The sequence below is a fragment of the Streptomyces sp. 11-1-2 genome (genome assembly GCF_003595545.1).
GTDB lineage: Bacteria > Actinomycetota > Actinomycetes > Streptomycetales > Streptomycetaceae > Streptomyces > Streptomyces hygroscopicus_B.
Map to the genome: position 1 here is coordinate 4,809,921 of NZ_CP022545.1, position 13,716 is coordinate 4,823,636.

Below are 13,716 nucleotides of genomic sequence, written 5' to 3' on the forward strand. Positions count from 1 at the left end.
ATTTCTTCCCACCCTCCCGGAGGCAGCGGATGTTGACGGCACGGAAACGGACGAAACGAACAGCGGCCGTCATCGCGGCCGCGCTCGCGGGAGCCCTGGTCATGGCGGGTTGCGGGGACAGCGGGGACGAGGCCGGGGACGGCAAGTCGCTCAGGCTGTGGCACTACGAGGCGCCCAACAGTGCCATGGGCATCGCCTGGAAGCAGGCCATCGCGGAGTTCAAGAAGAGCCATCCGGGCGTCACGGTGAAGGTCGAGGAGAAGGGCTTCGAACAGATCCAGAAGACCGCCTCGATGGTCCTCAACTCCGGTGACGCACCCGACCTGATGGAGTACAACAAGGGCAACGCCACCACCGGGCTGCTCTCCAAACAGGGCCTGCTCACCGACCTCACCCCCGAGGTCACCAAGCGCGGCTGGGACAAGCCGCTCAGCCCCGGGGTGCGCACCACCAGCCGCTACGACGCACAGGGCGTGATGGGCTCCGGCAACTGGTACGGGATCCCCAACTACGCCGAGTACACGATGGTCTTCTACAACAAGACCCTCTTCGAGAAGCACCACGTCAAGGTCCCGACCACCTTCGCCGAATTCACCGCCGCCCTGGCGGCGTTCAAGGACAGGGGCGTCACCCCGCTCGCCAGCGCGGGCGCCGAATACCCCGCCCACCAGTACGTCTACCAGCTCGCCCTCTCCAAGGCCGACCGCTCCTGGGTGGACGCCTACGAGCAGTACAAGGGCAAGCCGGACTTCCACGACGCCGCCTGGACCTATGGCGCCACCACCTTCGCCGACTGGGTGAAGAAGGGCTATATCGCCAAGAGTTCGAGCGGCGCCAAGGCCGAGGACGCGGGCGCGGCCTTCATCGCGGGGAAGTACCCGATGTTCTTCTCCGGGAGCTGGTGGTTCGGCCGCTTCACCTCCGAGATGAAGGACCAGTGGGGCACCTTCCCCTTCCCCGGCTCCAAGCTCACCCTCGGCTCCGGCGGCAATCTCTGGGTCGTCCCCAAGGGCGCCAAGAACAAGGAGCTCGCCTACGACTTCATCGACATCACGATGAAGAAGGGCATCCAGAACACCCTCGGCAACCACGGCGGAGTGCCCGTGGCCGCCGATCCGTCGGCGATCACCGACCCCCAGTCCAAGAGCCTGATCCAGGACTTCACCACCTACGCCGATGGAGACGGCCTGGCCTTCTACCCCGACTGGCCGGTCCCCGGCTTCTACGACACCCTCGTCTCCGAGACCCAGAAGCTGATCACCGGAAGCGCGGATCCCGACGCGTATCTGGACGCGCTGAAGAAGGCGTACGACGCGGGCGCGCCGAAGGGATGAGCTCCCACAGCAGCAAGGCGCCGCTGCTACGGCGCCGCGAGTATCCGTACGCCCTGTTCCTGCTCCCCGGCGCGCTGGCCTTCCTCACCGTCATCGTCGTCCCGTTCCTGATGAACACCGGGATCAGCCTCACCCACTGGCAGGGGGTGGGCAGCCCGAAGTGGGCCGGGCTGGACAACTACCGCACCCTGCTGGACGACTCCGCCTTCTGGGAGTCCTTCCGGCACAGCCTCGCGATGGTGGTGGCGATGGCCGTGCTCCCCACCGCGCTCGGCCTGGTGCTGGCCGCCGCGCTCTTCGACTACGTCGCCAAGCACATCGGCACCCGCACCGCGAGCGTGCTGCGCGCCTGCTTCTATCTGCCGCAGGTGCTGCCGATCGCGGTGGCCGGGATCGTCTGGAGCTGGATCCTCGCCCCGGAGGGCGGCGCGCTGAACGAGGCGCTGGACGCCGTCGGCCTCGGCTCGCTGCGCCATGACTGGCTGGGCGACCCGGACTTCGCGCTCTACAGCGTGATGGCCGTGATGGTGTGGGTCCAGCTCGGCTTTCCGCTGGTGGTCTTCATGGCGGGGCTGCAGCGCGCCGACCCGTCCCTGCACGAGGCGGCCGAGCTGGACGGGGCCTCGTGGTGGCGGCGGTTCTGGCATGTGACGCTGCCGCAGATCCGCCCGGAGATCTCCGTCGTGCTGCTGTGGTGCACCATCGCGGCGCTGAAGGTCTTCGGCGCGGTGTATGTGCTCACCAAGGGCGGGCCCGGTGGGGCCACCAATGTCCCCTCGTACTTCTCCTTCCAGTCCTTCTTCGAGAAGACGCAGGTCGGCTACGGCTCCGCGGTCTCCACCGCCCTCACCGTGATCATCCTGGCGCTGGCCCTGGTGGCCTTGCGCCTGCAAACCCGGGCGGAGGACCAGCAGCGGTGAATGCCCTCAAGCGACACCACGCCCCGGCCCGCTTTCCGGTGCTGGCCGCACTGGGCGTGGCGGCCGTACTCATGGTGCTGCCGTTTCTCGTGGTGGCCCTCAACGCGGTGAAATCGCCCGCGGAGTACTCGGCGAACGGCCCGCTGAGCCTGCCCGAGGGGATCCATCTGGACGGGCTGCGGGACTTCTGGCAGCGGGTCGACTTCGGCCGGAAGCTGTTCAACTCCGCGCTGATCTCGGGCTCGGTGGCGGTGCTCGCCGCGCTGCTGTCGGTGCTCAACGCGTATGCGATCGGCATCGGGCGGGTCAAGGGCCGCCCCTGGGTGCTGGCCTTCTTCGTACTGGCCAACATGCTGCCGCAGGAGGCCCTGGTCTATCCCGTCTACTACCTGTCCAAGCAGGTGGGCCTGTACGACACCCGGCTGAGCGTGATCATCGTCTTCACCGTGATCCAGTCGGCCTTCGGCACCTATCTGCTCTCCTCCGTGCTCGGCGCCTTCCCCAAGGAGGTCATCGAGGCGGCCCGGATCGACGGCGCCAACAAGTGGCAGGTCCTCTGGCGGGTGGTGGTGCCGGTGAGCCGCCCCACCCTCGGGGTGCTGCTGGTCTTCTTCTTCATCTGGACCTGGAACGAGTTCCTGCTGCCCCTGGTGATGCTGATCTCCAACGACAACCAGACGGTCTCGGTGGCGCTCGGCGTCCTCCAGGGCCAGCGGCTGATGGACGCCACCATGACCAACGCGGCCGCCCTGCTCGGGGTGCTCCCCGCGTTCTGCTTCTTCCTGATCTTCCAGCGGACCCTGACCCGTGGCATCGCCATGGGCGCGGTCAAATGACGAGGAGGGCCGCATGAGGTTCAGCGACGGCTACTGGAGGCTGCGCGAGGGCGTCCGCGCCGCGTACCCCCAGGGGGTGCTCGATGTGGAGACCGGCCCCGGCACCCTCACCGTCCACGCCCCCACCCATCCCGTCCGCCACCGCGGCGATCTGCTCAAGGGCCCCGCCCTCACCCTGACCTGCACCTCCCCCATGCCCGATGTCATCGCCATCCGGATCACCCACTTCGCCGGCGGGGTGGAGCGCGGCCCGTCCTTCGAGATCGCCCGCCAGGAGTGCGACGCCGAGGTGAGCTGCGACGCCGAGGAGGCCCGGCTCACCTCGGGCGCGCTCTCGGTGCGCTTCGCCCGCACCGGACCCTGGCGAATGGACCTCGAAGCCGCCGGGCGCACCCTCACCAGCAGCGGCGCCAAGGACATGGGCATCATGGAGACCCCCGACGGCCACCACCACCTGCGCGAACGGCTCGCGCTGCGGGTCGGCACCTCCGTCTACGGGCTCGGCGAGCGCTTCGGCCCGCTGGTGAAGAACGGCCAGGCCACCGACATCTGGAACGCCGACGGCGGCACCGCCACCGAACAGGCGTACAAGAACGTCCCGTTCTTCCTCACCGACGCGGGCTACGGCGTCTTCGTCGACCACCCCGGCCGGGTCTCCTTCGAGGTCGGCTCGGAGGCGGTCTCCCGGATCCAGTTCAGCGCCCGGGACCAGGAGCTCACGTACTACGTCATCCACGCGCCCACCCCCAAGGAGATCCTGCGCCGCTACACCGCGCTCACCGGCCGCCCCGCACTGCCGCCCGCGTGGTCCTTCGGGCTGTGGCTGTCCACCTCCTTCACCACCTCCTACGACGAGGAGACGGTCACCGGCTTCGTCGACGGCATGGCGGAGCGCGGACTGCCGCTGTCCGTCTTCCACTTCGACTGCTTCTGGATGCGCGAGTACCAGTGGTGCGACTTCACCTGGGATCCGCGGGTCTTCCCCGACCCGGAGGGCATGCTGCGCCGACTGCGCGAACGGGACCTGCGGATCTGCGTCTGGATCAACCCGTACATCGGCCAGCGCTCCCCGCTCTTCGCCGAGGGCAAGGCGGCCGGCCATCTGCTGAAGCGGCCGGACGGCTCGGTGTGGCAGTGGGACCTGTGGCAGCCGGGCATGGCGCTGGTGGACTTCACCAACCCCGACGCCCGCGCCTGGTACGCGGCCAAGCTGACCGCGCTGCTGGACATGGGCGTGGACTGCTTCAAGACCGACTTCGGCGAGCGGGTGCCGTTGGACGTGGTGTACGCGGACGGCTCCGACCCCGAGCGGATGCACAACTACTACACCCACCTCTACAACCGCACCGTCCACGAGGCGCTGCGCGAGCGGCGCGGTGAGCGCGAGGCGGTGGTCTTCGCGCGCTCGGCCACGGCGGGCGGCCAGCGGTTCCCGGTGCACTGGGGCGGCGACTGCGAATCCACCTACGAGGCGATGGCCGAATCGCTGCGCGGCGGGCTCTCGCTGGGGCTGTCCGGCTTCGGCTTCTGGAGCCATGACATCGGCGGCTTCGAGGGCACCCCGGACCCGGCCCTGTTCAAGCGGTGGATCGCCTTCGGCCTGCTGTCCTCGCACAGCAGACTGCACGGCTCGTCCTCCTACCGGGTGCCGTGGCACTTCGACGAGGAGTCGGTCGAGGTGCTGCGCTACTTCACCCGGCTGAAGCTGCGGCTGATGCCGTATCTGTACGAGGCGGCACGGCAGGCGCACACCGAGGGCGTCCCGGTGATGCGCGCCATGGTCCTGGAGTTCCCCGACGACCCGGGATGCGCGGGCCTGGAGCGGCAGTACATGCTCGGCGGAGATCTGCTGGTCGCCCCGGTCTTCGACGACGAGGGCGAGGTGAGGTACTACGTGCCCGACGGCGTCTGGACCCATGTGCCGAGCGGGCGGACGGTGCACGGGCCGCGCTGGATGCGCGAGACTCACGGCTTCCTCAGCGTCCCGCTACTGGCCCGGCCCGGCGCGGTGATCCCGTTCGGGGCGGCCGACGACCGCCCCGACGCCGACTGGGCGGACGGGATCACCCTGCGGGTGTACGAACCGGCCGCGGGCCGCCCGGTCACGGTGCGGGTGCCGCGCCCGGACGGCACGACGGCCGCCACCTTCACCGTCGTCCGGGACGGGGCGGAGCTGCGCGCCGAGGCCACCGGCGCCTCGGCGCCCTGGCGGCTGGAGGTGGCCGGCGGCCCGTCGGCCGAGGCGGCGGCGGGGACGGCGGTGCTGACGCTGCCGATGCCGTAGCCGTGGCGCTAGCGCTAGCGCTAGCGCTCAGCAGCGCCGGGGCTTGACCCAGGCGCATTCGAGTCCGGCGTCGGCCGTGGCGCCCCGTACGGCACGGGGCCGCACCGCCTCCGCATGGCCCTCGCCGGACTTCGCGAGCGTCACCACGATCGCGTCCTCCAGGCTCTTCACCGACTCCGCGAGGTAGTTGTTGAGGACGACGCTGTAGACCAGCTCCCTGCCGTCCGCGTCGGTGACATAGCCGGAGAGCGCGGAGGCGCCGGTCAGGGAGCCGGTCTTGCCGCGTGCGTTGCCGGCCGCCGGGGTGGAGCACATCCGCGTCCGCAGCGTGCCGCCCACGAACCGGTCCGGTGCGCAGGCCACCGGCAGCGAGGCGTACCAGTGGGCGTACCAGGGCTCGTCGCGTACCGACAGCAGCAGCTCGGTGAGGCGCCCGGCCGCGATGTTGTCCATCCGGGACAGCCCCGAGCCGTCGACCTGGCGCACCGCGCCGGAGTCCACGCCCTGCTTCTTCAGCCAGTCGGCGATGGCGCCGAGCCCCGCGTCCCAGGTGCCGCGACCGGCCGTCTCATAACCGATTGCCTTGGTGAGCGCCTCGGCGTGGATGTTGTTGGACAGCTTCATGAAGGGGATCAGCAGTTCCTTGAGCGGCATCGAGCGGTGCGCGGCGAGCGTCCGGGCGTCCGCCGGAGTGGCCCTGCCCAGGCGGGTGGACCCGGCCACGCGGACGCCGTGCCGGTGGAGGGCGTCGGCGAAGACCGAGGCGGCGTAGCCGGTGGGCTCCCAGACGCTGACCCACTCCTTGGCGGTCGCCGCCCCGGCCGGAATCGCGCCGCTGACGGTGATGGTGTTGGAGCCGTGCCCGCGCTCGACGGTGAGGCTGCCGCTTCCGGTGGTCGCGCGGTTGTCGATCCGTACGTAGGAGTTCGGCGGTGTGACGGTGACCTTCGGCCGGTCGCCGGGGGCCGCGCCCGGGGCGACCTCGACGATGACGCTGCCCGCGTCGTAGTCGGTGTCGGGGGCGAGGGTCAGCGCGGAGATCTGCGCCGCGTAGTACGAGGACTCGTCGTCGGCCGCCCAGGAGCGGCCCACCCGCTGCGCGTCGAAGCGGGTGTCATCGGCGATCAGCCGCCCGGTGACCTTGGTGATCCCCGCGTCGGCGACGCTCTTGGCCAAGCGGTCGTAGTCCCCGGCGAGCATCGTGGGATCGCCGGTGCCGCGCAAAAACAGATCGCCGCGCAGGACCCGGCCGTGGCGGCTGCCGTCGGTCAGGACATCGGTGCCGAAGCGGTGGTCGGGGCCGAGCAGCCCCATGGCGGCGGCCGAGGTGAACAGCTTGGTGTTGGAGGCGGGCATCAGCCGGTCGTCGGCCCGGTGCCGGTAGAGGGCGGCGCCGGAGTCCGCGTCGGCGACCACCACCCCGGCCGCGCCGCCCTTCAGCAGGGGGTCGGCGAGGATGGTGTCGAGGGCGTCGCCGATCCCGGCGCGAGAGGTGTCCGCACCGGCAGGCGAACTCCAGGTGAGGGTGAAGGCGAGTCCGATGACGAGGGGCCAGATCCAGCCGCTCACACGACGCTTCAGGGGTCTGCTCATGTCACGGGAGGATCCCGCACGCCGGGGCTGCGCGACAGGGCGCCGCGGAGCGGCAACCGGGCACGCGGCGGCCGTCGGCCGTCAGCCGGGCAGGGCACGGTGGTCAGCCTCGACGGGTGCGGCGCGCCCCTGAGCCGCCATCCGTCAGCCGTCAGCCGTCAGCCGGGCGTGGTGGGCAGCGCGAGGCTCGCAGGGAGGGCGGCGACGGCCTCGCGGAGGCGGACGGCCAGTTCCTCGGCGGTGGGCGGCTCGGTACGGCCCGCCCCGCCCGCCCCGTCGGCCTCATCTGCCTGTGCCACCCAACTCGCCAGCGCCCCGCGGAACGCGGCGATCAGCATGTCCACGGCCAGCCGCGGCCGCAGGTCGCCCGACCCCCCGAGGCCGAACCGGCGGTGCAGGATCTCCAGCGCCTCCTGGGTGGTGGCCTCGCAGAACTGCAGACCGTGCGCGCCCATCGAGGGGGTCCGCTCGGCCAGCCGCCGGCTGAGCAGCATCCGCCGGGCCCAGCCCTCGTCGTCCATCCGCTCCAGCGCGGCCAGCAGCGCGTCCCGCCCCAGCTCCACCACCGGCAGCGCGTCCGGGTCCGCGGTTTCCAGCTCCTCCAGGAAGGCCCGCCACAGGTCCTGGTCGGGGGCCATCGCGACATCTTCCTTGCTGGTGAAGGTGCGGAAGAAGGTGCGCTTGGAGACCTCCACCTCCTCGCACAGCTCGTCCAGCGTCACCCCGCCGAAGCCGCGCCGGGTGAACAGCTCCAGCGCGGTGTCTATCAGCGCCTGACGGGTGCGCCGCTTCTTGCGTTCGCGCAGTGAGGAGTTGGGAGCGGCAGTCACGGCGGAAAGTGTAACCGTCAGCGACGATGCCACTTGCGCGCTTTTGCCACTCGGTGGCATAACTGTGGTCGTCACCCTTCACCGAAAGGCGAACCGCCATGCGCGCCCTGCTCATTCACCACTCCGCCCCCTCCGGCCTCCGCCTCGGCGAGACCGCCGACCCCGAACCCGCCCCGCACCAGGCACTGGTCCGGGTGACCGCCACCTCCCTCAACTACGGCGAGGTCGCCCACCGGGCCGATGCCCCCGACGGCACCGTGCCGGGCTGGGACGCCGCCGGGGTGGTCGAGCGCGCGGCCGCCGACGGCTCCGGACCGGCGGCCGGAACCCCCGTCGTCACCCTGGGCGCGGACGGCGGCTGGGCGGAGCTGCGCGCGGTGGACACCGGAATGCTCGGCGTCCCGCCCGCCGGTGCCGACCCCGGCGCGATCAGCACCATCCCGGTCGCGGGCGCCAGCGCCCTGCGCGCCCTGCGCCGGATCGGCGACACCCTCGGCCGGCGCATCCTGGTCACGGGCGCCACCGGCGGCGTCGGCCGGTACGCCGTCCAGCTCGCCCGGCTCGGCGGCGCGTACGTCATCGCCTCCACCGGCGATCCGGCGGCCCACGGCGACGGCCTGCGGGCACTGGGCGCCCACCAGGTGGTCACGGACCCGGCCGAGATCGACGAGCCGGTGCACGGAGTGGTCGACAACGTCGGCGGACCGCAGCTGGTGGCCGCGTACGACAAGCTCGCCGCGCACGGCACCCTGGTCTCCGTCGGCCATGTCACGGGCCAGCCCGAGACCTTCCCGTTCGGCGCCCTCTACGGAAACGAAGGCCGCCACAACCGCTCGATCGTCACCTTCTACCTGCTGGACCGCCCCGACATCGGCGCGGACCTCGGCTGGCTCGCGGAGCGCGTCGCGACGGGCGACCTGGACCCCCAGATCACCTGGCGCGGCGGCTGGGACCGAGCCGAGGAGGCCGTCGCCGCCCTCCTGGACCGCCGCCTCCACGGCAAGGCGGTCCTGGACATCGGCTGACGGCTGGCAGGGGCCTGACCTGGATAAATGGTTCCGCCGACTGGTGGTGCTACCCGGCGGCCACCTCGGGCCGCACCGGGCGCACCATCACCGTCAGGAGCGGCGCCTCCGCCGAAGACTGCGCGGTGCCCAGCGCTCGGTATCCCCATGACACGTAGAGGGCCTGCACCTTCCCGTCCTGATTCGACGGGTTCACCATCAATGAGACCTGCGTCTCGGGCCGTCCCGCCAAGAGCACGTCATGCAGTTTGCGGGCGGCCCCCTGCCGGCGCCACTGCCGGCGGACCATCATCTCTTTCACCGCGACCGTCGAAGCCCCCGCAGTGGTCGGCTCGAGCTCTGGCCGGACGCGGCGCCACCAGCGGTCATCCGCTCCGGTGAGCCGGTTGGCGTAGATGTAGCCGATGGGCTCACCGGAGTCGTACGCCACCACGGCCTCCCAACCCGCTTCGGCCGCGTGCCGGTGCAGCCGCTCCCCGAACGCCTCGGGTGCGTAATGCGGCAGATGGAGCTTGTGCGCCCAGCACTCCTTGTAGATGCCCATCAGGTCATCCCACACGGACTCCACGTCACCGATCCGAACGAAGCTCACGCCGCTCTCCACTGCTGCTCCCACGAGTCGTAGACGGGACCGGGCGCGATCCGGTGAAGATCACGGGTGAACGAGTCGAGCATGGACCGCACCCGAGGGTGCTCCACGTCAATGGAGGCGGCGGTGACCACGGCGCGCTCCGCCTCTCCCTGTCCGAGCTGGGCGCGGGCCAAGCGGGCGGTCGTGATGGCCCGGGAGCGGACGAGATGGAGCCGGAACAAGGTAAGGGAGGCATGGGCCTGCGCTTCGGCTTCGGCCCCCCGACCAGCAGCCAGGTACGCGGTGGCGGCAAGACTGTGCACTTCGGCTTCGTCGTAGAACGCGGTCAGCCACAGCGGCCGCCGTTCGCCGGGATCAGCCCGGAGCATCGCATCCCGGGCGCAGTCCAAAGCGCGGTCCACACCGGCCTTGTCCCGTGCCAGGCCGAGGATCGCGGCGTGCCGGGCGTGGCCGAGAGAGGCGAACAGCGGGTCACGGTGGGTGATGGACAGTCGGCGGGCAACATCGTTGGCGTCGAGGGCATCGGCCGGTCGGCCCAGGTGGCGGTAGAGACTGCCCTTGTGGGACCAGATGCGGAACAGAATGGCCTGGTCGCCGGACTCCTGGGCAAGGCTGGCCGCCCGCTCGTGATGCCCTAGGGCCGCGTCGAAACGACGCCCGTCGGTGGCGGCCCACATAGCGCTGGACACACAGGCGGCGGCCATGGCGTACAGGGCGCGCCTGACGCGCTGAGAGCACGAACCACGCTGCCGCAGGGCAACGGCCTCATCGGCAAGGGCCAGGGCAGCGGCCTCGGTCTGCTGGTTCCCGCCCTTCTTGTGGTCGGCGGCGACGAGCTTGGCGAAGCGGCTTTGCAGGGCCCGTACGTCGCTCATGCCGACGCGGTAGGGCGTGGCGGGAGCCGGTGCGGCTACGGCCGCGCCGAGGGCAACTCCTGTGGCGAGGGCTTGGCGGCGGTTCACATTGTCCTCATGAGGGGCGATAGGGGAACGACCCGATGGGGGAATGAATCCCAGCTCGACCGGTTCCCGGCCCAGCGCCATCGTGAGGGCGCGACGCTGGAGTTCATGAGGCCAGCGGGTCTGCCCGCTCAGCCACCGCCGCACCACCCGGTCCCCGATCCGGCCTGGTCTTCCGGTCATCCGCTCGATGGCCTTGTTCACCGCCTCGGCCAACTTCTCCTGCGTTAATCCAGCATCATGCAGGGCCATTTGGAGGGCTTGGTTCCCCATGCCTCCACGGTAGACACGCATGCACAGCCCACCAAGGAACTGGGTCAAGGGGAAGCAAAAAGGTCCGGGGGCATGCGGGCGGGGCGGATTGAACATGCCCTAAACACGGAGTGCTTCCGAGCGTTGACTGGGTGTCATGCAGCGCTAGCTGCCTGGCCCACTCACCAGAAGGCCCCACGAGATGACTACGATGATGATCAGCAAGCCCTCACCACTCGCGCCCACCGGAACCGGCCATCCGGCCTACTCCCAGTCGCTCCCCTGCACCGAAGAGTCCGTAGGCATCGCGCGCCTGTCCGTCGCCGCGACCCTCCGCGCCTGGGGGCTGGAGGACCTGGTGGACGACGCCCGCCTGATCGCCTCGGAGCTGGCCACCAACGCGATCCGGCACGCCACCCGCCACATCCCCGATCCCGAACAGCGCGGCTGCTTCCGCCTCAAGGTCGAACGCCCCAGCCATCACATGGTACGAATCTCGACGTTCGACCGCTCCCGCGCCGTCCCTCGCGTCGTCCAGGCGACCGAAACGGCCGAGTCCGGGCGCGGCATGGCCGTGGTGGAGGCCGTCTCCTCCCGGTGGGGCATCGATCCCAAGCCGTGGGGCAAGTGCGTCTGGGCCGAGTGCGCCACCCCGGGCCGGCTCGCCCCGGTCCGCCCGTGGGGCCTGCGCCGACTCGGCCCGTACCCCACGGCGGCGGAGATGCCGTTCACCACCGTCACCGTCGACCCGGACACCCAGACCGGCGTGTTCCGCGACCGTGACGGCCTGGTGGTCGAGATGGACAGGCACGGTACGAGTTCGGCCACCTCGACATCGACCGTGACGAATCTGGACTCGCGCAACGACGCGGGCTCCGACCAGGACTCCCAGCAGGATTGACCGCCCCATGGCCGACACCCGACCGGTCCTGGTGGTCACGGAACCGTTCGACATCACTGCCGACATGGTGATCACCCACCTCAACGAACGCGGTGTTCCCGTGGCTCGCTTCAACCCCGCAGACCTCCCAGCCGGGGAGCTGACGGTCACGGCCCGGTTCGGCGGCTGCCCGGTACCCTCCCTGGGGGCCGGGCAGCTCCGTACCCCGTCAAGGACCGCAGACCTGGAGCACGTACGGGCGGTGTACTGGCGCCGCCCCGTCTGGCCCGCCTTCGAACACCTGGACGCGGACGACGCACGCTACGCCGCAGCGCAGGTCCGCCACGGAATCGCGGGCGTCCTCCACTCCCTCGACGGCCCACTCTGGGTCAACCACCCCGTCCGCATCGCGGCGGCCGACCACAAACCCACCCAACTCGCCACAGCCGCACGCCTCGGCCTCACCGTGCCCGCGACGCTGGTGACCAACGACCCCGGCGAGGCACGCGGGTTCATCACCGCCCACGGGCAGGTGATCACCAAGACGCTGCGATGGACCCCGTACGAGCGAGACGGCGTCGGCCTGACCAGCTGGGCCGAGCCCGTGACCGCCGACGAGGTGGACGACACCGTGGCCATGGCGCCGCACCTGTTCCAAGCCCGTGTGGACAAAGTCGCCGACCTCCGGGTGCTGGTCGTTGACCGGCAGTCGTTCGCCGTCCGCATCGACTCGGACCTGCTGGACTGGCGCAAGGACTACTCCGCCCTCTCGTACCGCGTGGTAGACCTGCCGGATCGGCTGGAAAAGGCGCTCCTCACCTGTCTCGACCACTTCGGCCTTCGCTCCGGGAGCTTCGACCTCGCCCTCGACCGCGACGGCGAACCCCACTGGCTGGAGCTGAACCCGAACGGCCAATGGGGGTGGCTGGAGGAGAGGACCGGTCTGCCGATGGCCGCCGCCTTCGCCGACCTGCTCGCTCAAGGAGACACCGTCCGATGACACCCGACACCGCACCGGAGCGGCGTGACCTCGCCGACCGGCTCCAGGAGGCCGGAGTCCTCACCCATCCGAGGTGGCGCGCAGCGGTCGAGGCCGTACCCCGTGAACTGTTCCTCCAGCCCGGCGTGTTCCTGCCCGCCGACGGCGGACACTGGCGGCCCGTGACCGCGCTCGGCACCAATCCGAAGGAATGGTCCAAGATCGCCTACCGCGACGAGTCCCTGGTGACGCAATTGGACGGGCACCTCACCGCCGACCAGGTCACCGAACCCGTCCCTGGTGTGCCTACGTCATCCTCCACCACGCCTGTGACTGTCGTCGGCATGATCGAGGCCCTGGACATCGAGAACGGTCACACCGCGCTGGAGATCGTCACCGGCACCGGCTACTCCACCGCCCTGATGTGCCACCGGCTCGGAGAAGACAACGTCACCACGATCGAGGTGGACCCGGGCGTGGCTGCCCGTGCGGATGCCGCTCTGGAGGCCGCCGGATACTCCACATGGACCGTGACCGGCGACGGACTCCTCGGCCACCCCCGCCGCGCCCCCTACGACCGCGTCATCGCCACATGCGCGGTACGCCGCATCCCCCACACCTGGGTACGCCAGACCAAGCCGGGCGGCACCATCCTCACCACCCTCGCGCCCGGATCATGGGCGTACGGCACCGGCCTCGCCAGGGTCACCGTGAACGAGGACGGTACGGCCGAGGGTCGGACCATCGGGGAGTCGTCGTTCATGCAGGCCCGCTCCCAGGCCGTGGTACCGCTCGCCGGGGACCTGTCGGCGCGCACCGCCTACGCCGACAGCGAGCGCGAAGCGAAGGTGCCGCCGACCCTGCTGGAGGAGTGGATGCCCGCCTTCCTCGCCCAGCTCGCCGCACCCGGCGCCCAGCTCGTACGTGCTGCCCGAAACGATGGCACCCCGCAGCTCTATGTGTTCGATGCCGACCGCGAATCCTTCGCCGCGTTCGCCGTGAACGGCTCCGGCTGGACCGTCCGGCAAGGCGGACCGGCGGCGCTGTGGGACGACATCGAGCGGACGCTCATCGCCTGGCAGGACGCCGAACGTCCCGACATCAGCACCATGCGGCTCCGCGTCACCCCCAGCTCCCACACGTACTGGATCGACGACCGGCCCGCACTGCGCTGGGAACACCGGCTCCTCTGAGCACCGATGAGCACCGAAACACGACGAGGGCCCCGCCGG

At 70.6% G+C, this 13,716-nt stretch carries 12 protein-coding genes; 8 read left to right on the forward strand and 4 right to left on the reverse strand.

Annotated elements, in window-relative coordinates:
• The first annotated feature begins 29 nt into the window (after positions 1–29).
• The 4 genes from CGL27_RS20075 (at position 30) to yicI (ending at position 5,374) form a co-directional block, all read left to right on the forward strand.
• Positions 30–1,334 (forward strand): extracellular solute-binding protein, encoded by a 1,305-nt coding sequence (locus CGL27_RS20075; RefSeq protein WP_119989052.1) that lies wholly within the window; start codon positions 30–32, stop codon positions 1,332–1,334.
• On the forward strand, positions 1,331–2,254 hold the full coding sequence (locus CGL27_RS20080; RefSeq protein WP_119989053.1) for a sugar ABC transporter permease: 924 nt from the start codon (positions 1,331–1,333) through the stop codon (positions 2,252–2,254). Before CGL27_RS20075 ends, CGL27_RS20080 begins: the two co-directional genes overlap by 4 nt.
• Positions 2,255–2,325: 71 nt before the next feature.
• Positions 2,326–3,090, forward strand: a complete 765-nt coding sequence (locus CGL27_RS20085) for a carbohydrate ABC transporter permease (protein WP_050994104.1) — start codon at positions 2,326–2,328, stop codon at positions 3,088–3,090.
• A gap of 13 nt (positions 3,091–3,103) precedes the next feature.
• The gene (gene yicI, locus CGL27_RS20090) at positions 3,104–5,374 is read left to right on the forward strand and encodes an alpha-xylosidase (RefSeq protein WP_119989054.1); all 2,271 of its coding nucleotides are present in this window, start codon (positions 3,104–3,106) and stop codon (positions 5,372–5,374) included.
• 27 nt (positions 5,375–5,401) lie between these two features.
• Here yicI and dacB read toward each other — a convergent pair whose 3' ends face one another.
• The gene (dacB, locus tag CGL27_RS20095) at positions 5,402–6,967 is read right to left on the reverse strand and encodes a D-alanyl-D-alanine carboxypeptidase/D-alanyl-D-alanine-endopeptidase (protein WP_119989055.1); all 1,566 of its coding nucleotides are present in this window, start codon (positions 6,965–6,967) and stop codon (positions 5,402–5,404) included.
• Positions 6,968–7,125: 158 nt separating this feature from the next.
• A complete protein-coding gene (locus CGL27_RS20100) occupies positions 7,126–7,797 on the reverse strand; it encodes a TetR family transcriptional regulator (RefSeq protein WP_162953030.1) in 672 nt (223 codons plus the stop codon).
• A gap of 98 nt (positions 7,798–7,895) precedes the next feature.
• On the opposite strand from CGL27_RS20100, the gene CGL27_RS20105 reads away from it, so the two are divergent.
• The gene (locus tag CGL27_RS20105) at positions 7,896–8,822 is read left to right on the forward strand and encodes a zinc-binding dehydrogenase (protein WP_119989058.1); all 927 of its coding nucleotides are present in this window, start codon (positions 7,896–7,898) and stop codon (positions 8,820–8,822) included.
• A gap of 49 nt (positions 8,823–8,871) precedes the next feature.
• Here the strand turns inward: CGL27_RS20105 and CGL27_RS20110 are convergent, their stop codons facing one another.
• A complete protein-coding gene (locus CGL27_RS20110) occupies positions 8,872–9,414 on the reverse strand; it encodes a GNAT family N-acetyltransferase (RefSeq protein WP_240450573.1) in 543 nt (180 codons plus the stop codon).
• Positions 9,411–10,646 carry an XRE family transcriptional regulator gene (locus tag CGL27_RS20115; RefSeq protein WP_119989060.1) on the reverse strand — a complete coding sequence of 412 codons (1,236 nt, stop codon included), beginning with the start codon at positions 10,644–10,646 and terminating at the stop codon, positions 9,411–9,413. The genes CGL27_RS20110 and CGL27_RS20115 overlap by 4 nt, the downstream gene beginning before the upstream one ends.
• 181 nt (positions 10,647–10,827) lie before the next feature.
• Between CGL27_RS20115 and tgmA the strand changes: the two genes are divergently transcribed.
• From tgmA to tgmC, 3 genes are read left to right on the forward strand one after another with little or no spacing between them, the layout of a single operon-like run.
• The gene (tgmA, locus tag CGL27_RS52125) at positions 10,828–11,526 is read left to right on the forward strand and encodes a putative ATP-grasp-modified RiPP (RefSeq protein WP_119989062.1); all 699 of its coding nucleotides are present in this window, start codon (positions 10,828–10,830) and stop codon (positions 11,524–11,526) included.
• 7 nt (positions 11,527–11,533) lie between these two features.
• Positions 11,534–12,505, forward strand: a complete 972-nt coding sequence (tgmB, locus tag CGL27_RS20125) for an ATP-grasp ribosomal peptide maturase (RefSeq protein ID WP_119989065.1) — start codon at positions 11,534–11,536, stop codon at positions 12,503–12,505.
• A complete protein-coding gene (gene tgmC / locus CGL27_RS20130) occupies positions 12,502–13,677 on the forward strand; it encodes an ATP-grasp peptide maturase system methyltransferase (protein ID WP_119989067.1) in 1,176 nt (391 codons plus the stop codon). Before tgmB ends, tgmC begins: the two co-directional genes overlap by 4 nt.
• The last annotated feature ends 39 nt before the right edge of the window (positions 13,678–13,716 follow it).